Genomic DNA, 22,242 nt, shown 5'->3' with positions numbered 1-22,242 from the left:
AAAACGGTTGCAATCTTTTTTCGTTTTGCTATAATAATTAGTAGTTATTTCATTATGGGCAGACATAGTACATCGGTAGTATATCAGCTTCCCAAGCTGAGGAGGCGGGTTCGATTCCCGTTGTCTGCTTAATAAAAGCTGTGAAGTGCTTATTTTGTGCATTTCACAGCTTTTTTGATACTAAAAGATCTCACATCCCTGTACTATTTTTTCCAGATCCTCCACAAGTCCCTCTTTTGACAACACCCGCTTTGCCTGCATACCGTAGTTTACTGCTGCCTGCACATTTTCCAGACGGTCATCAAAAAACAGACATTCTGATGGTTCTAATCTGTATTTTTCACAGAGTGCCTCATAAATTGCACGGTCCGGTTTTGCCTTGTGAATCATATAGGAAACGATCAGTCCATCAATATCATTCATGAAATCTGCATATTCTGTGTGTTTTTTAAATAATTCCTCTGAATAATTCGATAACAGATACACTTTATATCCCTGTTCTTTAAGTTTGTGCACAAGTTCCCAGACTTTCGGCCTTGCCACAGGCATATACTCTCCATGTCCGATAAACCAGCGGATCACTTTTTCATCCTTTGGATATTTTTTACAATAACGTTCAATGATCTCCTGCTGTGAAACTGTCCCAAGATCAAGCAGTCCCCACAATCCTTCCGGATCATCAAACATTTCCGTTCCAATACGCACTGCCTCTTCCTCTGTGAATCCGTAATCCATCAGCATATATTTCCACCGGTAAGAAAGCAGGACATCTCCCACATCAAATATGATATTTTTTACCTGTTTCATGATCATCCTCATTTTCTGTAATTTTCTCTTACTTATAAGTTATACCTGATTTCCCACAATTTTGTAATAACTTTTTGATGTAATTATAAAAACTGCCAGATAGATCAGACCAAATACCAGCACCGTACCGGCTAAGCACCATGCAAATAAAGTTCCATTATACAATGACACCAGAGCAAGCAGTTTTTTCAGCATCGGATATGCGGCTGCAAGATGGCATGCCGCCGTAGCAAGTGGCAGGAAAAATACCATACGCACCTGGGAACGGATCGTCGCTTTTACCTCTTCGTTGCTCATTCCGACTTTTTCCATAATGGCAAACCGTTCTTTATCCTCATAGCCCTCTGATATCTGTTTATAGTAAATAATAAGTACTGTGATCATTAAAAACATGCTTCCTAAAAACAGCCCCAGGAAAAGTAATCCGCCATTGCTCGTCTCATAATCAATATGTCCCTCTGCTCTCGATATTACATTGCAGTCCAATCGCATGGTCTTAGGATTCGTCTCATCATTCTGCCATTCACTGACACGCTCCCGCACAGCATTGGCGCAGGCGATTTTTTCTTCTCCTGTTCCGCTCATGTCAAAGTTCATCACATAAGTAAGATCCACAGTCCGCTCTTCCCCATATGCTTCTGTCTCCATAGCCGCAAGCTGCTTTCGCATATTCTCCAACGCGTTTTCGTCTTTTACGATAAGGATAACCGAACCACCCACAAATTCTGACACTGCATCTCTTATTGGAAATTTCATGGACTGTTCCACAGGATACTCTGTATTTCCCATTACGATCGTATCCTGCTCATATACAGAATCCATCATCACTGCCACACTTCCATCCGGTATATCCGGGATCGTTTCCTGCATATATTCCTCAAAGCCGTCTTTTGTCATAATCTCCAGTACATACATATTAGAAAAATCCATAGCAGATCGATCCAGTGCCGTAATTTTATTTCCGGTCATCGCCACCGCAGTTCCTACATAGCTTCCTTTCTGTTTTCCTGTGATAACTCTTCCATTCTCTTTTATCACACGCTCAATTTCATCTGCCATCCGGTTAAATGTCTGTGCATCCTGCTGTCCATCCGGATCATAAAATATCAGTTCAAGCTCTGCCGGATACTGTGTTTTCAACTCATCTTCGATTCCTGCATACATGCACACTGTCATCGAGATCACAACAAGTACCATTGTAGATAAAATACAGATATTGGCAAGTCCCACTGCATTCTGCTTCATCCGGTAGATCATGCCGGAAACCGTTGTAAAATGTCTGGTCTGATAATAATAACGTTTATTTTCCCGCAGCAATTTTAAAAATGCAATACTGCCGGCATTAAAAAGGAAATAGGTTCCGACAATAACTAACATAACCGCCACAAAAAACAGACTGACCGCTTTTACCGGATTATCCGTTGTAATCGCGATATAATAACCGGTTACAATACATAAAATTCCAAGAACCGCCTGAATGATTTTTGTTTTTGGTTCACGTTCTCCAGTGTTTCCGCTGTGAAGCAGTTCTACCGGATTCGAAAGCCGGATCTGCATCAGGTTATAAAGAAGGATACACACATAAATAGCACCAAACATCTCAGCGGTATGAAGGCATCCCCATCCTGAAATATAAAATGGAATCGCCGCCTCAAGACCGGTCAGCCGGTATAAAAACATGGTAAGTAATTTTTGGAATACGATTCCAGTTATCAGACCTCCGCCAACTGCGATCAAAAAGGAAAATACTGTTTCCCACGCCATAATTTTGGCAACGTGGATTTTTTCCATACCAAGAATATTATAAACTCCAAGTTCTTTTTTTCTGCGTTTCATAATGAAACTGTTCGTATAAAATAAAAAGATGCTGACAAACACACCGACAACGACCACACCAAAATATAGAACTATCTGGACACTGCTGCCCCCGCGCATTTTCGAAAGTCCATCATTTCCCTGGATCGCACACATCGTATAGAACATCATGGCTGACAGCATCCCAGCGATCACATACGGCAGATAAAACTGTCTGCTGTTTTTCAGATTGCTCCATGCAAGCCTCAGATAAAGTCTATTCATGACGCTCACCACCTGTCGTTAAAATGGTAAGTGTATCAGATATTTTCGCATAAAGTTCTTCGATACTCATATCTCCCCTGTACAACTGATGAAATACTTCCCCATCTTTAATAAACAGCACACGTTTCGCATGACTTGCCGCTTTGATGCTGTGTGTCACCATAAGGATCGTTTGTCCGTCCTCATTGATCTGATTAAACAATGACAGAATACTGTCTGTCGCTTTTGAATCAAGTGCCCCGGTCGGTTCATCCGCTAAGATCAGCTGCGGATCTGTGATAAGTGCACGTGCAACTGCCACGCGCTGTTTTTGCCCGCCGGAAATCTCATATGGATATTTTTCCAAAAGTTCTTCAATCCCAAGTTTTTTTGCAAGAGGGTATGCTTTCGGCTCCATCTGCTCCGGTTTTACTCCTGCAAGTACCAGTGGAAGCAGAATGTTATCTTTCAGGCAGAATTGATCTAATAAATTAAAATCCTGAAATACAAATCCAAGATGATCCCTTCTGAATGCAGAGATTTCTTTTTCGCGAAGCGTTACGATATTTTTTCCATTCAAAAGGACCTCTCCTGCAGTCGGTTTATCCAGTGCGGCAAGAATGTTAAGAAGTGTTGTTTTCCCTGATCCGGACTCTCCCATGATCGCCACATACTCTCCTTCTTCCACAGAAAAATTCATGGATTTCAATGCCTCTACCTGGTTTCCTCCAAACCGCGTAGTATATATTTTCTTTAAATTGTTTACCTCTAAAAGTGCCATTTCAGACTCCTCCCTGTCTTTTCTATGCTCAGATTGTTCCTGCAGTCATCATTATTTTTATCACAGCAGTCTTGTTTCATTTCCTTAAGGACTGTATCAAGTATAACAAAAGAGGGAAATGCAAGCTATCGAATCAGCTTACATTTCCCTGCTGTATCTTACATTATCGTAAGATTGCATTTTCTGTTATATGATACTGCTTTATTTTTTGAAATAATAGTTTTAACCGATTTTTACGACTGTCCCAACACCCTCTTTTGATGTGATCGCAAATGTATGTCCCAGTTTTTTCAAAATACGACTGCACAGATACAGACCGATTCCGCTCGAATGCTGCCCTTCATGTCCATTACATCCGGTATATCCCATCTCACAGATACGGGGCAGATCTTCTGCACGGATTCCGATTCCGGCATCTTCGATGACAAGGCAAACCGAACTTGTACTGCCGTTTCCCATTTCTGTCTTTTTTGCATGGGCGATTTCAGGCAAAGGCACCGACATGGTTCCATCTCCATCTTCCAGATAAATCTTAATGCTTCCTGTCTTTGTGTATTTAACTGCATTTGATATTACCTGTTCTATAACAAATGAAAGCCATTTTTTATCCGTAACTACGCTTGTTTCAACCGGTTCATAACATAGACTGATTTTTTTTGCAATAAACTGTCTTGCATATTTTTTTACAGCCCCCCGTATGATCTCATCCAGATCGGTCTCTTCAAATACAAAATCCGTTGTTTCTGAATCGAGACGCTGATACTGCAATGCCATTTCCACATACTGTTCAATATCAAACAGTTCGGAAAGTTCCTCTGTCATCTTTCCATCTTCATTTTTATTCTGAAGCAGAAGACGCAGCGCAGCGATCGGCGTCTTGACCTGATGCACCCACATGGCATAATATTCCTGCATATCTTTCTGTCTGGCAGCCGCCTGACTCTGCAGTCCCGTATATTCATCTGCCAGTATCCGAAGCAGCTTCTGATACTCATTTCCCAGCAGATCTGCAGTTTCCGGCATTCCATCTGTGGAAAGCATGATGCTATGTTCCAATTCTTTTATTTTCTGATAATGCCTGTAATACCTTGCTGCATCAAAGACCAGAAGGATCAGCAATAAAAATAACGAGATAAATATCCCATAGAGGATCTCTGCAAATGCTATTTCATTGAGCATCATCGTTGCGATCATGATCACTTCACACACAATGACAATGCACAGCCAGCCAATACTTCTTTTTATATAAGCAATAATACCTCTCATCCGATCTGATACCCGATTCCTTTTCTCGTTACAATAAAATCATAAAGTCCAACAGATTCTAACTTTTTCCGTAACCGGTTGACATTAACAGAAAGTGTATTTTCATCCACAAAACTGTCACTCTCCCACAATTTTACCATCAGAGTATCTCTTGAAACGACTTTCTGCTTATTTTCCATAAGTACCTGTAAAATCTTAAATTCATTTTTGGTCAATTCTATTTTTTTCTGTTCATAAAACAATGCTGCCTCTGTCAGATTCAGCATAGCTCCCTTATGCTCTAAAACAGCACTCTGCCCGGTAAAATCATAAGTTCTCCGAAGCATCGCCTGCACCTTTGCCGTCAACACTTCAAGGTCAAATGGTTTTGCAATAAAATCATCTCCACCCATACTGACCGCCATCACAATATTCATATTATCCGATGCGGACGATAAAAAAATAACAGGTACTTTTGAAACTTTACGGATCTCACTGCACCAGTGATAGCCATTAAAAAAAGGAAGTTTGATATCCATCAGAACAAGCTGTGGATCAAATACCGCAAATGTGCCGGTCACATTTGAAAAATCTTCGGCACAGCATACTTCATAATTCCAGCTTTCCAGATGGGTCTTTACACTTCGTGCTATACTTTCATCATCTTCTACGATCAAAATCCGATACATATTTTTTACCACAGTTCTGCCAGTTCATAAATGAGTTTTTCTGTTTTCTCCCAGCCAAGGCAAGGATCTGTAATTGACTTTCCATAGCAGTGTCCTCCGACTTTCTGATTTCCATCCTCTATATAACTCTCGATCATAAGTCCCTTGACAAGTTTATGAATATCAGCAGACATCTTACAACTGTGCAGTACATCCTTACTGATTCTGATCTGCTCCTCAAATTTCTTGCCGGAATTAGAATGGTTGGCATCAACAATCACTGCCGGATTGGCAAGCGGATTGCTGGATGAGTTTGCATCCTCATAATGCTCTAACAGGTTCTGCAGATCTTCATAATGATAATTCGGGATATTTCTTCCAAATTTATCTACATAACCTCTTAAAATAGCATGTGTATATGGATTGCCCTGCGTTTTTACCTCCCAGCCACGGTATAAGAATGTATGGCTGTTCTGTGCCGCAATGATGGAATTCATCATAACAGCAATATCACCGCCTGTCGGATTCTTCATACCTACCGGTATCCCCACACCACTTGCTGTCAGTCTGTGCTGCTGGTTTTCCACAGAACGTGCACCTACTGCTACATAAGAAAGCAGATCTGATAAATATCTGTGATTTTCCGGATATAACATCTCATCCGCACAGGTAAATCCTGTCTCCTCCACTGCACGTTTATGCATCTGGCGGATGGCTATGATTCCTTTTAACATATCAGTCTCTTTCTCCGGATCCGGCTGATGCAGCATACCTTTATAACCGATTCCAATTGTTCTTGGTTTATTGGTATAAATACGCGGAATCATAAAAATCTTATCAGCAACTTTGTCCTGCACTTTACGAAGTCTTGATATATAATCAATTACCGCATCCTCATTGTCTGCGGAGCACGGTCCGATCACCAGAATCAATTTATCTTCTTTTCCCTCAAATATTGCGCGGATCTCATCATCACGCTCTGCTTTCGTAGCAACGACCTGTGCACTTACCGGATACTCTTCCTTCAGCTCTGCCGGTGTCGGAAGTTTCCGTAAGAACTCCATTTCCATTTCCATATTATCCTCCGTTTCTGCGCCTTCTCTATCTTCTTTTATGTCACTGTTATCCTCACAGGACTTCTTTGTTATCTGCGCACTGCTTTTTTCACATTAGTTTTGCCCGTAAAACTTGCAATCTGTTTTTCATGCCGCTTTTTCTTTTTCGCTTTAAAGCATTGCAGTATGAAGTTCCTTTAAATAATACTGTGTTCTCTCTGATCTGTCAATCCCTTTTAGGGATTTTCATGAGCTGCCCGGAGGGCTTTTTAATTCATAGGACATAATTTCCTATGAATTAAAAAGGGCAGGTATCTCATTAAAATACCTGCCTGAAAATAAATATCTATATCTTAGTAAAATACATGATTTCCGATCACAACACCAGCGCGTCCGGAACTTGCTCTTGAAAAACAGGTTGCACCGCCTGTATTATCGGAACCACCTAATGCCTGCTGTGCTGCCTGTACGCAGCTGCTCTTTGGTCCGTTTGCTGCAATGCTTGCAACCATTCCCTGCCCTGCTGGTGGGAACTGTCCGCTCTGGTAAATAACACCGGAAATACTTGATGGATATGCACCTGAACGAAGTCTGTTCATAACAACTGCTCCAACTGCAAGCTGTCCCTCGTAAAGTTCGTTACCTGCTTCACACTGGATCAGTGCTGCAAGAAGTGTTACATCATCATAAGATGCTGAAACTGAAGCATTCTGCACAGTAGTTGTCTCTTTTGTCTGTGCTGCTTTTGCTGCTGCCTCTTCCTCAGCTTTCTTTGCTAATGCCGCCTTTTCTTCTTCTATCGTAACTGCCTCACCGAGTGCAAGTTCTGTGGTAACATAATCCGCACTGACATATGCAGTCTGTCCTTTATATTTAACAGCAACCCATCCATCCTCTGTCTCAGCGTCTGTATCAACTGTCAATGTTGTTCCCTCTGAAACAGCAGTGATAACAGATGCATCCTCCGATGCAGCATTTCTGACACGAAGTCCATTCGTATTAACCTGTGCCTCTGTCTCAACGTTTTCCTGTGCATAGGCAAGTGCATCCTCGCCGGATACACAATAATCGTTGTTTACATATCCATCAACATCGCCGGATACGACATGGATCCATGTATCTCCATTCTCAACGACATCTGCCACATCACCTTTATATAATTTACCGATAATCTCTGCATCCGCATCCCCAGATGCTCTGACATATAAAAATTCATCAACATCTGCCATCAGACGATTCTGCCACTCGGCATTTTCGGTATTCTGAATATTTTCTGTATCTTCTATATTTTCCGTCTCTTTTGTATTTTCTATATCTTTTGTATTTTCTACATCCACTGTATTCTCAGTGTCTGTTTCACTATCCACATCTGCATTCTGCACATCTTCTACGGCATCAGCTTCCTGCGTCGTTTCATCTTCCTTAGAATCAGCCTGCGCAGATTCCTCTACGGATACTGTTTCTTCCTGTACTGCTGATGTTTCTTCTGTATCTTCTGCTACCTGCGCTTCCTCATCTGCCGAAGCAACAAGTATCGTCTGGGAGTTCTCAACTCCTGCTGCTGCCATCTCTACTGCATCTGTACTTACCTGATTTAACTGTGCAACAACACCTGCTGTCCCATCTGTAGCTAAGTCCGTCCTTGTGTCTGCTACAACCGATACTGCTTCTGCTGAAACTGTACTGGCTGCATCTGCAATCGCGCACATCACTACCATAGAACCGGCAAGCATGATTCCGCTGATTGCTCTTTTTCTTAAATTCATAGAAAACCTCCATCAGTGTTTACCATCTTATGTAAATAGTATTACACCTTTGTTTCGTTTTATTCATCTTTGTTACAATTATTACGGATTTATTACAATGGGGATTATAGCAAAGCAATACTAAAATGTCAAGTGTTTGACATTTTCTTCCTTTTTTAAGAAAAAACCTCCTCTATAACATCACGGATTACTGTCACGGACTCAGCATCCTGATCACTTTCCTGTTTTTCCTTTTCTAATGTATTTTGTGCCCTGCTTTCTATTTGCTTTTCTGCCTGTTTCTCTGTTTGTTTCACACATCTATCATTTTCTATCTGCTGCAGTTTTTTTTCGATTTCTTCGTTCATCAAAAAGCTTTTCCGCTCCACTTTTTTTATCCTGTGTAATACATAAATCAGCAGGATCAGCATCAGTATACCGCTTCCTATATAAAGCCATTCTGCATATTCTGCTATAAAGATTCCTATCTGTTCCATGTATACCACCTCTCTTTTCCGGACTTATCGATAGATCATACTGTCCTTTTTCTTATTAATTATAGAAAGAACAAGTCCGTTTGAAAAGGTCTTCTGACTGTTTTTTGACCGCAACTTTTGACATTTTCGGTCATTTACCCGCCTGCTTTTTATGCCCCTTTTGTCTGCTGTTTTCTATTTTATAAGTCTTTTCTTGACTTTTACGCATAAGGGTATTATAAATAGGGAAGTGCAAAATGTTACAGGAAAGGGATTATTCTATGAAAAAAATCGTAATGACCGGGGGCGGTACCGCAGGGCATGTCACACCAAACATCGCATTAATGCCAGCCTTGCGAAATGAAGGTTTTGAAATTTCTTATATAGGTTCATATGAAGGGATTGAAAAACGGCTGATTGAGGAACAGGGTGTTCCTTACTATGGCATTTCTTCTGGAAAATTAAGACGCTATTTTGATCCTAAGAATTTTTCAGATCCATTTAAAGTATTAAAAGGGTATACACAGTCGATCCGGCTTTTAAAGAAGATAAAACCAGATGTAGTTTTTTCCAAAGGCGGATTTGTCTCTGTTCCGGTAGTTTTAGCAGCAAAACACTGTAAAGTTCCTGCAATTATACATGAGTCAGATCTGACTCCGGGACTTGCAAATAAACTTGCTATTCCAAGCGCAACAAAAGTTTGCTGTAATTTTCCTGAAACACTTTCTTATCTTCCGAAAGAAAAAGCTGTACTGACCGGTTCCCCAATCCGTCAGGAGCTTTTAACAGGCGATGCTGAGCATGCTTTTTCACTCTGTCATTTTAAAGATCACAGTAAACAGACAATACTCATCGTTGGCGGAAGCTCAGGCTCCCGTATAATAAATACAGCGATCCGTGGTCTGCTTCCTGAACTTCTGAAAAATTACAATGTTATTCATCTCTGTGGAAAAGACAATCTGGATGAAACATTAACCGAAACGACCGGATATGCACAGTTTGAATACGCAAACAAAGAGCTTTCCGATATGTTTGCTCTTGCAGATCTTGTTATTTCCCGTGCAGGTGCAAATGCAATCTGCGAACTTCTGGCACTGCGCAAACCAAATATTTTAATTCCTCTTTCTGCCGCTGCCAGCCGTGGAGATCAGATTCTGAATGCAAATTCATTTCGTTCCCAGGGATTTAGTTATGTGTTAGAGGAAGAAGATCTGTCAAATACGACACTTCTTGAAGCAATTGAACATGTTTTCCAGAAAAAGGAAGAATATATTAAGGCAATGGAAAACAGCAACAGCCGTAATTCCATTGATACGATCATCGGATTGATCTTAGACGCATCTAAAAAATAATTTCTGATATAAGAGGAACGGATATGTACTTTATAATATCTGTTCCTCTTTCATTTTGTGATTATAAGCTAGAAAGCTGCTTTTCCGGCAACATTCCCTACATCTTCAGAGAATCTCTGATCTCTGCCATTTCTTCTGGTGTAAACTCCTCATGATCCCAGATCAGAATATCATTATTTTTTGCATTTTTATAACGTGGGATCAGATGCATATGAAAATGAAATACCGTCTGTCCCGCAATTTCATGATTATTTTGTACAATATTAAATCCATCACACTTTAAAACGTCCGTCATATGTTTTGCAAGTTTCTTCGCAAGCTGCATTGCATGTCCTGCTGTCTTTTCATCGATCTCATAAATATCTGCATAATGTTCCTTTGGCAGGATCAATGCATGTCCTTTTGATGCCGGACTCGCATCCAGAATCACTTTGAATTCATCATCCTCATAAATCGTATTGGATGGAATTTCTCCTCCAATAATTTTACAGAAAATACAATTTTCGTCTCTCATATTATCCTCCATTTTCTGTGCATTTGCACTCCTTTTTATTTGCGCAATCGACATATTTACTACAACATCCTGCAGATTTTCTATATCAATGTGTAAACTTAAACATGGTATCTAACATACGCAGAATCTTAAAATTTCCTTTTGCCGTCATTTCTCCTGTCATGAATGCCCTCTGAAATGTCATCCTTCCATCTACGATACCATCCATAACTTCCGGTTTTAATTTCGCATAGACATCAATATTTTCTTCCTGTCCATAGTGAATTGTAAGTTCACCTTCATTTACTTCTAAAAACAATGGCTTTTTTCTGCCTTCTATGATAAACAGGTATCGTGCCTTAAATTCAGGCTGCGGTGCAAACTGTTCACGGAATGTCTCAATATAAGCCTCTTCATCTTCTTTTTCTGACTTTCCAAGCATCCCCTTAAACATTGTTGCAAGTTCTTCGATATCTTCCTTCTGCTTTTTCACATACGTATCATCTGACACATACTTTGACAACTGCTCGCTCTCCTGTGGTGTAAGTTCTAACTGCGGAGTTCTTAATATTGTCTGCTTTACCGCCTGATTGCTGGTCGGAAGACATTTTACTTTCTGTGAAATCGTCCGGTAAAGATTCTCCGCCTTCTTCTCTATTAAAACGGTATAATCTTTATTCATCTCAAAACTGACCAGATCCTCAACGTAACCACAAAGTCCCGGACATGGCTGACCACCTAAGATCTCCCAGGCACTCTCTAATGTCAGTTCACCTTCCCGTTCTCCATATGTCGTAGACATAACAATTGGCTGCATATAGGTTGTTTTTATCTTTTCCTTATCGCCATACAGCCAGCAGGCATCCAAAAACTGCTGCATATAGCCACCTATTCCAAGCCACTCAACAGTTGTTGCAAGAATGATACCATCGGCATCTTTCATCGTCTGCGGAAGCGTGGCAATCTCGTTTTTATGCTCATAGATATTAATACGCTCCACCGTCACGCGAAGTTCCTGCAATACTTCTTCCATTTTATTCAACACATATAATGTAGGATCATCTAACAATCCCCGTCCACCATAATAAATGTTTACTTTCATATTCTACCTCTTCCTGCATGTTCACCAAATACTGTTTTCAGTATATAAACTTTTATTCTTATAATCAACAATTTTCCACTTTTTTGTGGTATAAAATCATTGCCGCAAGAAATCCGGTAAGGATTCCACCTACATGACACCAGTTATCAATTCCAATTGTGGAAAAACCATAATACAAACTTAACGCTGCCATAAGCATCATCCCTTTTACTGTTAAACCTTCAAATCTGCCCCGGTGTCTTATCACTACCCAGATCAGACCGCCAATCATTCCAAACACTGCACCTGATGCGCCTGCAGATACAGCATAATCTCCACTATACAGCATCATAAAATAGGACAATATTCCTCCACCTATTCCTGACAGCATATATATTACAAGCATCTTTAAATGGCCGACTGCCCTCTCAAGTCTCGATCCAACACAGCAGAATATTACCATATTATTTACCAGGTGCGGCAATCCGAAATGGATAAACATCGCCGTAATGATCCGCCACCACTGATGATTGACCTGTAGGAATTCCGGATACATCCCACCATGTGATGCAATATAAAACGGATCCTGCGTATCTCCCAAAATTTCCAATATCAAATATACGATCACATTTATGGCAGCAATCGCTATTGTCGTATAGGAAAGTTTCTTCCATTCAAAACCGGTATTTATATTTCGGGTAACTTTAGAATCAACCCTGCAATTCTCCAATGCACTTTTGAGTCCCCAGAAATCTCCCGGCTGATTTTCATAAATTATCAGTCCCCCCTGCTTCGTCTCATACCCCCATACATTCTTTTGTACACTGCATAACTGATGCATCATATCCGTATTTCTTCCAGCCAGCAGTGTAAGCAGTTCCACATGATAAACCGGATAACCTTCCGGGAAATCTGCAAGCCTTCCCTGCGGATGATAAAAAAGATCCATAACTCGTTCCTGCATTACCTGATGCTGTTCTATGGTCAAAGTTTTTGTATCGTCTAATGATATCATCATCACAACATGAAATCCCTGCTGATAATATTTATAAAATACTCCGACATTCTCCGGCTGCACCGTACAAAATCGATAACCTTGTGCAAGTATCACCTGTTCTATCTCTCTGTTCATATATTTGCCCTCTGATTTGATTATAACGTGTTTGTTGTGCAGGATTTCTGCACATAATATGAACTCGTCAAAGTTCATTATAACGTAGCAAAATAAGATTGCAAATATGTATGCCTCTTTATTTTCTTAAATAAATCTAAACTTCTCATCCGCAAACATAACTGTTTCCTGCGTCTGAAGACTCATTTTTACCCTGCAATTCAACAACTCCCCACCTACCATGGTTCCATTGGAAGAATTCAGATCTTCTATAAAGTAAACCTCCCCTTTCCTGGTAATCCTCGCATGATGTCTGCTTACGGTTCCACTTGGTATCACACCGTCACAATCCGGTTCACTTCCTATAATATATGGAGTATGATCTATTGAAAGCTCACTGCACGCACCATTTCCCTCATATTTTAATATTCCATATTCCTTTTGGGGAAGATTAGAAAGTAAAACGGTTGGATTCTGCTGATGTACGGCAATCTCTGGTTCCGGTTCAAACACAAAAGGTTCCAATTTTTTTTCCTGTTTTTTCACCCCGCGTAATAAATCTCGCATTTTTTCAACCATATTCTGTTTTTTTCCGCTCCATAAATGCCTAAACCCTGTTTTTTTATTTTCTAAAGGTAATGTTCCTTCTTCCTGTTCCTCTTCCTGCCACATTGTATCCGGAATCTTTTCCGGTACATCCTCTAAATATTCGGACTTCCTTAATATCCTTTTTATTTCTGCAATACAGTACCCTTCCATTCTGGTATATTCAAATAGCTCATACGCCATTTGAACCCCATCTGCACTTTTATGATCTAATTTTGCCAGAAGATACTCTAACAGCTCATGAAACGATTTTCCTATATCTTTTTCATTCCCAAAGTAACAGCAAAAGCTGATATTTCCAGTCTGATTATCGAAAAAAATACATTCCGGTCGCAGTAACAATATATCAGGGGATATTAACAACCCATCGAGTATCTCCGACATTGTAACAACAGATTCACATATTTTCATAAAAATATCATGACCAATATCTGATAATTCTGCCAACATGTCTACCGCCTGTTTTCCAGTTATGTCATACCATAGCTGTAACTGCCCATTTTTACTATTACATTCTGGTAATATCAGACCTTTGGGTGTATTTCTCCAGAGCATTTCTTTTTCCCATTGTTCTCCTTCCAATGCCGGCATTAAAACCATATGGCTGGAATGAATATTTCTATAGTAGCTAATCTGAATACTCAAAATAATCCTTTCACCCTTTCTATCTCATAAAATAACTTTAGTGCATTTAAAGTTTCCTCCTTTATCACATCTTCCGCAAGTGTTCTTGTCTCACCATACAGTTGCAATCCCAGTTTCATGACGATCAAAAATAACAGCATCGCCATTGACATAATGATTGCAGCCTCAATAGTAATAGATGCTTCTTCCCATTCTTTCATCCCATTACCATCACGAACAGATAACCCACCAGCAAAAAAGGTGCAAAAGGAATCCTGTACGTTCGTCCTTTCTTTTTGAATACCGATAAAAATAATGACGTTATTCCTATTAAAAATAAGCCGGCAAAAAATACCTCCATATTTTTTTCAAATCCAAGGAATATACCACTAACGACCAGGATCATTCCATCTGCAAATCCAACACCCCCACCTAACAGAAAACCCCAAAATAAGATCATAACTCCAATTCCCATGCCAAACAAAATCTCTACTATATCTAACTTCATGCTATACAAATGAAGTAAAAGCCCTATAATGCCTCCTGTCAGTAAAAAATATGTATTTATTTTTCTTTTTTTATAATCCTGGTATGCAGATATTGAAAAAATACCCAGCATTAATGTATTTTGTAGCATTTTCCCCTACCTCTCCTGTTTTCTAATTTATGCATCTACTGCATTGTTTCCTGTTTCCCACTTCCGATAAACGTATCATATAAATCGTGCGCTTAATTCCACTGCAATTTAGATCATAATGAAATCTGTTTCCCTGATCGGTAATAAACACGGTGTCCTGTTTTTGTTTTTCCGCACATATTTCACATTCGCGGTACTTTTCTCCATATTTATTCCGTTTTTTCTCTAATTCTGTACAACTAACAGAAGATACTGACAATGCTAAATATGTACACTCTCTTGATGTATGATAAACACTCCCTCTTTCTGCCACATACACCCATACTTCCTGATCAGCACTATTTCCCGTCCACCCGGTCCATTTACGGCATACTGCATGCTGGCTGATTTTAAGTTGTGATTTTCCAGACATCCACACTGGTATTTTTATACGATAAGATGCTACCAGATTTATCTGATCTCCTGTAAATTTTGACTTCGCCAGACTAATACCTGCCGCTTTATTAACTACATAGTGGTTAATATTATCATTTTCTTTTATATTTTTCTTAAAAAGAACATTTGCGGCAGCAATGCCAATCTTTGCCGCATCTTCTTCATTTTCAAGAACAGCCAGTACTGCCATCCTGCGCCCGGTAACATCTAATGCCTTCTGGACTTCCATCTGTACCTGCATAACCCGGAAAAACATTAAAATCATCACAAAAAACAATGTCATAACCGGCAGTATCACAGCCGCCTCTAACGTAAATGAGCCTTCCAGCCAGGAACATGGCGGTGTCTCCTGACAGCGGCAGGCCTCCGCCTGATGAGAAAGAATATTATCATTTTCCGGGAGAGATCTTTTTTTGTATATTGTATTTTTTATATTCTCTTTCTCAGTAAGAAACACCGCCACATCCCCTCCTTATTCATTGCTATATGACATTTTCTGGTGCTTAACAAAAGTATATCTGCCTAATTTCTGCCCTCCATGCGAATTGCTTTTTGCAAACAAAGGCTCCGCTTCAAATCGCATCTCACAGGTCATGTTCCCTATCATATGATCCATTCTGGCGTTTTTACTATTCTCTTCCTTTTGTATGGCAAATTCCATGATATCCATCATACGGTATGCTATTTTCTTTTCTTTCACTGCAAATAACAATTGCTTTACATAGCCCTGATAATTCAGTCCATCTTTACATTCTTTGGCTTTTCCCCCATCAGTCACGAGTTCTCCAATCTTTTTTATATCAACATTCCATTCTGATGAACTTTTCATCAGTGCAATTTTCCCGCCAGAGAGAAGTGTGCGCAGATCAAGTATACTTTCTACATATGCCCACGCAGCCACGACACCGATCTGTACAATCTTAACGATCACCGGATTACCGGAAAAACCGGCAAGTGATGTTGCAATAATTAACGTCTGATTTAATTTTTCTCTGTCTGCTATAATGTGAGCAACGTTTGCGGCTTCCCTCATAAGCATCAGACGTTCCACTGACGACTCTAAGTTTTGTCTGTCTGTTTCTTTCCCACACAGAATATACTCCATTTCATATGCCAGATCTCCCTTCCCCGGCTCTGTATAACTTGAAAAATACTTTTCAATATACTCCAACACCATAACACGGTCAAAAACATTAAGTTTTTCTGTCTTTTTTGCGTGATACGTTCCGGTTTCACACTGCCTTTTCGAAACTGTATCTTTTAGTTCAACCGCATTTGATGACACTGATGACATATCCGGTATCGTCATGCCAAGAACAGCATTCTGCTTTAATTGCAAAACGACCTGAATAGGACTTTCTGCTTTCTCTTTTTCTGCATCCTGTACCTGATCTTCATTCGCTTTATCCTGTACAATGTTATCTTCTTCCTTCTCCTTTTTTGCATTTACGATTGCCTGATCCGCATCTTCCACACTGTAATCTGTTTTTCCATTCTCCTGTGCCTGTTGTCCATCCTGATACTGCTGATACATTTTCTTTGCAATGTCTTCAGGCAGATGTTGCTTCATGTATGCTGCCGCCTGACGCAGCATCCCTGTTCCTTCATTATCTGTTGCCAACATATATTCCATCAGCGCAGCCTCACATAACTTTGTCCGAAACATGCTGTTTTCTCCGGATTTTGACAAATTTCCAGCAACATATTCCATTACACGTGAACTCACTTTATGTTCCTCAAACTGCTCTGATCCATATGCACCATCCAGATACAGCAGATGATATTTATTCCACAACACAGGCTGATATTCTGCTGCAACACAATCCATCCCTGTTTCTGCCGCGAGAGTGTCCATCATCTTTAATCCTGATACCCTCGCCCCCTCTAATAGTGCAAGCAGAAACGATAAGATCAGCAGCAGACTTAAAGCAGAAAATATTGTCAGACTTCCTTCTGCCTCTGTTTTCATAATATCTTATTACTTTCCGTTGTGATCCTAGTAAGAATTTTGTTATTTAAAATCGTAATCTTATTCTTGAACACAACTACAAGTCCGATCAGTATAACCAGTATCAACACGATCTCGATAATAGCTACTCCCTCTTCTTCCCTGAAAAAATCTTTAAGTCCCTTCATAAAAACCTCCATTTCTGCGCTGTACTTTGCGCGATCCAAGTTTATGTGCAAACACGAATCTATTTGCAGGAATCATAATTCCATAGAATGATAATTCTATAGAGTCATAATTCTATAGAATGCATAGCTGGAAATGCCAGTATCAACATAACTGCACCAAGCATCAGAATCATTGGAAACAACATTTTTGTCCCCGCTTCCTCTCCCAGCTTGCGTGCCATACTTTTTCGTTCTTCAAATGCCTCTTCTGCTTCCTGCTCTAAAAGGTTTGTCAATCCTCTGCTCCCTTTTCTTAAATTCTGTGCCAGAAGATTACCAAATTTGCGATAGCGGTATCCTCCACACCTCTCTCCAAAACGCTCATACGCACGTTCCTCCCCCATTCCATTTTTTATTTCATATACCGTTTTTTGCATTTCCTCATAGATTTCTTTTTTATAAATTGCTTTTTTATGCCGCTCATTAAAATAATTCGTTGTTAGTCTGTTCCATGCAGAAGAAACAGTCATTCCTGCCCCCAACAGAAGCGCCAGATTGCTTACCATATCCGCATACTGTAATTCCAGTACTGCTTTCCGTTTCTTTTCTTTTTCTCTTTCACGCGACTGATCTACAAATGGAAGAAGAATTACAATCACGATTCCAAGAAAAAGGATTTTTTCCGGCAAATACTCTTTTTTCGTGCTCCAGACCAGTTTTTTCCCATCAATCTGATTTGGGAGTTTCAGTATATTTTCTGTGCTCTCTGTCTGTCTTTGCAGATAGTGTTCAATTTCCTGAAGCATTTTCTGTTCTTCATTAAGAGCCTTTGGCATTACCCGGAAATACCGTTCACTAAAGCACTCCGAAGATTCACACTTTAACGTCACTTCAGCTTTTACCAAAATTCCCTCATCTGGTATATTTTCTGCAACCACCACGCCCTCATCATCAACTACATCATACGGTTCAAATATCCATTCTGCACTTACCTTTCCTTCCTGATAACTTCTTTGAATTTGTACTTTTTCCTGCACTTTGTCACTATTTTTTGCAAATTCTTCATCAATCTCCTGCTGCGCAGCCTCTAACATTCTCTGCTCATCCTGCTTTGAAAGTATCTGTTCCGGAACCACTACATGATAGGAATACTCTTCTAACACATCTTCTACATCAAGGGTCATTTCTTCCTCATAATCACCTTCTCCATATGCCGGACGCACAAATTCTGGTTTTACATCACTATTTTCATCCATTACCTCTGAAAGATGCACAAAAATCGCCAGGACAGATACCAAAATCATCACCCCTGCTGCACGGCTTGTCTTAGGCGATGCTCTTTTTCCCCCTATAATTGCCACAAAAACTGCTGCACACAAGACTCCAATATACAAAACCATTCTTTTCTCCTTATACTTTAATATCTGAAATTCGTCTGTTTATTGCCATTGCCCCTGCAAAAATCAATAATGCTGCACTCATGACAAATACCCCTGACAGATTTCCATATAAAGGATCGATAAATTCTTTCGATGCAAGGTTCAGATATGTAAGAATGAGAAATGGCATTACGCTCATAATCTTTCCTTCCAGTTTTTTCCCGGCAATAACTGTGTCCACTTCCCTCTCCACTTCTATTTTAGCTGAGATCCGCATTGCAGTCGTCCTTATAATTCCTGCAAAATCTCCTCCACTTCTTTTCGCAAAACCAAAAATCTCTGCAAAACTTTCAATTTCTTCCACCCCGCTCCGCGTTGCCAGATCATGTAAAATTTCTTCCACATTCCGGTTCAATTTAATTTCTGTATTCATCCGGATCAATTCCTGTGTGATCATTGCCTCTTTTCCATACAGCCCCATAACTTCCCGCTCTGCTTCTTTCCATGCATTCTCAATGGAATATCCTGCAAGCAGTGCTGCTGCAACAGACTGAATTGCATCCCGAAATTCTATCATTAATTTTTTTGCGCGTTCATCTTTTTTCTTTTTTTTGTAATATGAAACGATCAGATAATTTACAGGTATGACTAACACCATGCCATACCATGAACGGTAAAACAGCCATGAAATTGCTGCTGTTAATATTATTCCCGCTACAACACACCCCAGTCGTTCCCACAGATTGCACTGGTATTTACGATAATCCATTTATTCCCCCGTATCTGTAAGCGTAATTCCTGCCCTTTTACATTTTTCCTGGTTAAATAGTGTTCCCATCTGCTGTAATTTTCCACAAGCCATTTCCACATCCGGTGATTTTTCCACATAACGATACAGGTCTTTCAACACAATCTCCCCATCCTGCATGCCGATTACTTCTGTAATTGCCAGCACTTTACGGCTTTTATCTCTCATTCTTCCAAGATGGACCAGAATATCTAACCCTGATGCAATCTGACTTCGTATCGCAGCAAGTGGCAGCTCCATTCCCATCAGCACCATTGTTTCGAGCCGACTCAACATATCCCTGCATGAATTTGCGTGCCCTGTTGATAAACTTCCATCATGCCCGGTATTCATTGCCTGCAGCATATCAAGTGCCTCTTCTCCCCGGCATTCACCAACCACAATTCTCTCGGGACGCATTCGAAGAGCCGTCCTTATCAGATCCCGTATAGTAATGGGCTTAACCCCGTCAAACATCTGATTTCTTGTCTCAAGTCTTACCAGATTGGGTTTATCAACAAGCCGGAGTTCTGCAGAATCTTCAATTGTGATGATTCTTTCTTCCCGCGGAATATACTGTGACAGTGCATTTAAAAATGTCGTTTTCCCAGAACCTGTCCCTCCTGATATAAATATGTTATATCCTGCTGCCACAAGCACCTTTAAAAATGCTGCCGCTTCCTCTGTAATCGACCCTATCCGTATCAGATCCTCCATCAGAATAGGCGTTTTGGGAAATTTCCGGATAGATACAGCGGCGCCATCTATGGAAATTGGTGAAAGAACAATATTTACACGTGATCCGTCCGCTAATCTTGTATCCACGATCGGAGATGCCTCATTTACCATACGATTACTGTTTCCCGCCATCTGTTGTATCACATCACTCAATTTTTGTTCGGAAGAAAAATGTGTCTGTGCCTGAAACAATTTTCCTTTTTTTTCATAAAAAATATGTGATGCTCCATTGATCATAATCTCCGTTACATCTGCGTCCTCTAATAATTCCTGGATTGCATCATACTTTCTCAAAGAATTAAATAGTAAATGTTCTAATTGCTCCCTTTCTTTCAATGTCAGCAGGTTATTTTGGGAATATTCCTCCACTTCTGTTTCAATAAACCGGTAAATCTCTTCATCATTTTGCTCTCTGGACAAGTCCAGCGCAGCCATGATATCTGACCTCAGTTTTTCAAATATCTCTTCACTCCACCTATATTTCTCCATAAACATCCCCTGCCAGATATTCTCTTATATAGTCACCAAATTCACTCCATATAAGCTGTTCCAACATATTTCCACCACCACGGATTCCCTTCGCAGTAAAAGGAAGATTTACAAATTGCAATCTTTTGAACAGTTCTCCTTTCTTTGCCAGTTCCAGGTAATGAACAAATTCTTCTTTCTGACACTCATAGAAATACCCTTCTTTTACCGGACAATAAATGCTGCTGCAATGTTCCAGAAAAACTGCAATGGAATAAACCCCGGTTCCAAGATCAAACACAACCGTATCAAACTCCGTGTTCTCTTCCAAATATTCCAACAACTGCAGGTAATCGTTCATCTGAAACTCCCCAAGCTGTTCCGGATTACGAAATGGTGCAACATATGAAAAATCTCCCATTTCATATACATTCCGCAAAAACTGTCCAGATTCTATTATCCCTTTTCTCAGTCGAAGAACCAAATCCCCCATATCGTATTCTGCCTGACTGTCAAACAGCTTTAAAAATCCGGTACTCTGCATCAGATTGATATACAATACTCTCCTTTGTTTTGCCAGTATAGAAGACAGTACCATAGAAAACGGCATCTGCATTTCATGACGGATAGGAGAATATACTCCTATGATCTCCAATTTGCCAAACCTGTCTGTAAATATCTCCTTTCCTGTTTTTTTTCCTCCTGTCACTGCCATTATTTCATGAAGAATCATCTCCATCGGCTGATATTTAAAAATAACAGTCCGCTTTTTTCCCGGCTGCAGATAAGTATTATCCTCTGCCAACTGTTTCGGCATATTTTCTGACAGAATCAGTATCGCCATTTCCAAAAGCTCTGCCTGTTCTCCCAGTTCCAAAAAGCCACTTCCAAGTATGACCAGATCATATTTTTCACTCTTTATCTTCTGTAAAAACAGTTCCGGCTCCCGAAATAAATGAACCGTAAATTCTTTTGCCTTATGTTCCATCAGATATGTAGCAAATCTTTCCCCATACGTTTCATTCGTATCACAGAATGCCACATCAAGTTTATGCAATAGCCCACCCCCAGACCACGATAAAATATCCAATTAAAATTGCTGTTGAAAAATGCATGAATGTCTTTGTTCCAATTGCATAACCAACCGTTAATTTTTTATAAACGATCTTTCCTGCTCCTATGACAGCCCCTACCACAAACGCTGCAGGTATCAGATAACAAAGCTGTGTCAGTGTCAGAAAACCTCCTGCAATGGAAAATAACTTGATATCGCCTGCCCCCATTATGTGCAGACTAAATAAAAGAAATAATAAGATAACCGGAATAGAAATATTCATCAGAAAATGAACTGCACCTGCACTTCCTTCCCCCAGCAGTCGAAATGCAAGTCCCCAAATTAATCCGGAAACAATCAGCCGGTTACTGATCCTGCCGTTTCCGAAATCCATCACCACCGCCATCGTAAGATGCGTCAGCAATGTAAGATTCATTAGTCCCCCAATTCATCACCTCTTTCGTAGTTTGTAAGTCGAATTATAGCAACGCTTTTTTTATTTGTCTACACTTTTCTCAAAAATAGCC

At 40.0% G+C, this 22,242-nt stretch carries 23 protein-coding genes and 1 tRNA gene; 2 read left to right on the top strand and 22 right to left on the bottom strand.

Going from position 1 to position 22,242, the window contains the following annotated elements; all coding sequences use genetic code 11:
* Positions 1-58 precede the first annotated feature (58 nt).
* A tRNA-Gly gene (locus H8S51_RS01600) sits at positions 59-129 on the top strand.
* 51 nt (positions 130-180) lie between these two features.
* Here H8S51_RS01600 and H8S51_RS01595 read toward each other — a convergent pair.
* The 8 genes from H8S51_RS01595 to H8S51_RS01560 all read right to left on the bottom strand — a co-directional run bounded on the left by H8S51_RS01595 (position 181) and on the right by H8S51_RS01560 (position 8,856).
* On the bottom strand, positions 181-807 hold the full coding sequence (locus tag H8S51_RS01595) for an HAD family hydrolase (protein WP_186900075.1): 627 nt from the start codon (positions 805-807) through the stop codon (positions 181-183).
* A 39-nt stretch (positions 808-846) separates the two neighbouring features.
* On the bottom strand, positions 847-2,886 hold the full coding sequence (locus H8S51_RS01590) for an ABC transporter permease (protein ID WP_186900076.1): 2,040 nt from the start codon (positions 2,884-2,886) through the stop codon (positions 847-849).
* The gene (locus H8S51_RS01585; RefSeq protein WP_117921694.1) at positions 2,879-3,646 is read right to left on the bottom strand and encodes an ABC transporter ATP-binding protein; all 768 of its coding nucleotides are present in this window, start codon (positions 3,644-3,646) and stop codon (positions 2,879-2,881) included. Before H8S51_RS01585 ends, H8S51_RS01590 begins: the two co-directional genes overlap by 8 nt.
* A gap of 222 nt (positions 3,647-3,868) precedes the next feature.
* Positions 3,869-4,912: a sensor histidine kinase gene (locus H8S51_RS01580; protein ID WP_117921692.1), complete on the bottom strand. Its 1,044-nt coding sequence runs from the start codon at positions 4,910-4,912 to the stop codon at positions 3,869-3,871.
* Entirely contained in the window at positions 4,909-5,580 is a 672-nt protein-coding gene (locus tag H8S51_RS01575) for a response regulator transcription factor (protein WP_117921723.1), read from the bottom strand. Before H8S51_RS01575 ends, H8S51_RS01580 begins: the two co-directional genes overlap by 4 nt.
* 5 nt (positions 5,581-5,585) lie before the next feature.
* Positions 5,586-6,635, bottom strand: coding sequence for a 3-deoxy-7-phosphoheptulonate synthase (locus H8S51_RS01570; RefSeq protein ID WP_117921690.1), 1,050 nt, complete (start codon positions 6,633-6,635; stop codon positions 5,586-5,588).
* Positions 6,636-6,967: 332 nt separating this feature from the next.
* The gene (locus H8S51_RS01565) at positions 6,968-8,380 is read right to left on the bottom strand and encodes a cell wall hydrolase (protein ID WP_117921688.1); all 1,413 of its coding nucleotides are present in this window, start codon (positions 8,378-8,380) and stop codon (positions 6,968-6,970) included.
* Between the two features lie 155 nt (positions 8,381-8,535).
* Entirely contained in the window at positions 8,536-8,856 is a 321-nt protein-coding gene (locus tag H8S51_RS01560; RefSeq protein ID WP_117921686.1) for a hypothetical protein, read from the bottom strand.
* A gap of 260 nt (positions 8,857-9,116) precedes the next feature.
* On the opposite strand from H8S51_RS01560, the gene H8S51_RS01555 reads away from it, so the two are divergent.
* A complete protein-coding gene (locus H8S51_RS01555; RefSeq protein ID WP_186900101.1) occupies positions 9,117-10,187 on the top strand; it encodes an undecaprenyldiphospho-muramoylpentapeptide beta-N-acetylglucosaminyltransferase in 1,071 nt (356 codons plus the stop codon).
* A 97-nt stretch (positions 10,188-10,284) separates the two neighbouring features.
* Here the strand turns inward: H8S51_RS01555 and H8S51_RS01550 are convergent, their stop codons facing one another.
* From H8S51_RS01550 to H8S51_RS01485, 14 genes are all read right to left on the bottom strand, one after another.
* Complete coding sequence (locus tag H8S51_RS01550; RefSeq protein WP_117921721.1) at positions 10,285-10,701, bottom strand: HIT family protein; 417 nt, start codon at positions 10,699-10,701, stop codon at positions 10,285-10,287.
* 85 nt (positions 10,702-10,786) lie between these two features.
* Positions 10,787-11,782, bottom strand: a complete 996-nt coding sequence (locus H8S51_RS01545; RefSeq protein WP_117921683.1) for an SCP2 sterol-binding domain-containing protein — start codon at positions 11,780-11,782, stop codon at positions 10,787-10,789.
* 64 nt (positions 11,783-11,846) lie between these two features.
* The gene (locus H8S51_RS01540; protein WP_117921681.1) at positions 11,847-12,893 is read right to left on the bottom strand and encodes a rhomboid family intramembrane serine protease; all 1,047 of its coding nucleotides are present in this window, start codon (positions 12,891-12,893) and stop codon (positions 11,847-11,849) included.
* A gap of 126 nt (positions 12,894-13,019) precedes the next feature.
* Positions 13,020-14,123, bottom strand: coding sequence for a DUF6382 domain-containing protein (locus H8S51_RS01535; RefSeq protein WP_241070842.1), 1,104 nt, complete (start codon positions 14,121-14,123; stop codon positions 13,020-13,022).
* Positions 14,120-14,323 carry a hypothetical protein gene (locus H8S51_RS01530; RefSeq protein WP_117921677.1) on the bottom strand — a complete coding sequence of 68 codons (204 nt, stop codon included), beginning with the start codon at positions 14,321-14,323 and terminating at the stop codon, positions 14,120-14,122. Before H8S51_RS01530 ends, H8S51_RS01535 begins: the two co-directional genes overlap by 4 nt.
* The gene (locus tag H8S51_RS01525) at positions 14,320-14,739 is read right to left on the bottom strand and encodes a prepilin peptidase (RefSeq protein WP_117921675.1); all 420 of its coding nucleotides are present in this window, start codon (positions 14,737-14,739) and stop codon (positions 14,320-14,322) included. The genes H8S51_RS01530 and H8S51_RS01525 overlap by 4 nt, the downstream gene beginning before the upstream one ends.
* 22 nt (positions 14,740-14,761) lie before the next feature.
* Complete coding sequence (locus H8S51_RS01520) at positions 14,762-15,631, bottom strand: TadE/TadG family type IV pilus assembly protein (protein ID WP_241070841.1); 870 nt, start codon at positions 15,629-15,631, stop codon at positions 14,762-14,764.
* A gap of 15 nt (positions 15,632-15,646) precedes the next feature.
* The gene (locus H8S51_RS01515) at positions 15,647-17,143 is read right to left on the bottom strand and encodes a DUF5702 domain-containing protein (protein WP_186900078.1); all 1,497 of its coding nucleotides are present in this window, start codon (positions 17,141-17,143) and stop codon (positions 15,647-15,649) included.
* The gene (locus tag H8S51_RS01510; RefSeq protein WP_117921669.1) at positions 17,140-17,310 is read right to left on the bottom strand and encodes a Flp1 family type IVb pilin; all 171 of its coding nucleotides are present in this window, start codon (positions 17,308-17,310) and stop codon (positions 17,140-17,142) included. Before H8S51_RS01510 ends, H8S51_RS01515 begins: the two co-directional genes overlap by 4 nt.
* Positions 17,311-17,414: 104 nt before the next feature.
* On the bottom strand, positions 17,415-18,689 hold the full coding sequence (locus H8S51_RS01505) for a type II secretion system F family protein (protein WP_186900079.1): 1,275 nt from the start codon (positions 18,687-18,689) through the stop codon (positions 17,415-17,417).
* Positions 18,690-18,699: 10 nt separating this feature from the next.
* On the bottom strand, positions 18,700-19,437 hold the full coding sequence (locus tag H8S51_RS01500) for a type II secretion system F family protein (RefSeq protein WP_117921665.1): 738 nt from the start codon (positions 19,435-19,437) through the stop codon (positions 18,700-18,702).
* Positions 19,438-20,688 (bottom strand): CpaF family protein, encoded by a 1,251-nt coding sequence (locus H8S51_RS01495; RefSeq protein WP_118209928.1) that lies wholly within the window; start codon positions 20,686-20,688, stop codon positions 19,438-19,440. It abuts the gene before it with no gap.
* Positions 20,669-21,718, bottom strand: coding sequence for a P-loop NTPase family protein (locus H8S51_RS01490; protein ID WP_186900080.1), 1,050 nt, complete (start codon positions 21,716-21,718; stop codon positions 20,669-20,671). Before H8S51_RS01490 ends, H8S51_RS01495 begins: the two co-directional genes overlap by 20 nt.
* Positions 21,711-22,151 (bottom strand): prepilin peptidase, encoded by a 441-nt coding sequence (locus H8S51_RS01485; protein WP_117921660.1) that lies wholly within the window; start codon positions 22,149-22,151, stop codon positions 21,711-21,713. Before H8S51_RS01485 ends, H8S51_RS01490 begins: the two co-directional genes overlap by 8 nt.
* Positions 22,152-22,242: the final 91 nt, after the last annotated feature.

Source organism: Roseburia rectibacter, assembly GCF_014287515.2.
Classification (GTDB): Bacteria; Bacillota; Clostridia; order Lachnospirales; family Lachnospiraceae; genus Roseburia; species Roseburia rectibacter.
The sequence above is the reverse complement of the archived record's forward strand: the minus strand, read 5'-3'. Positions and strand labels throughout refer to the sequence as shown.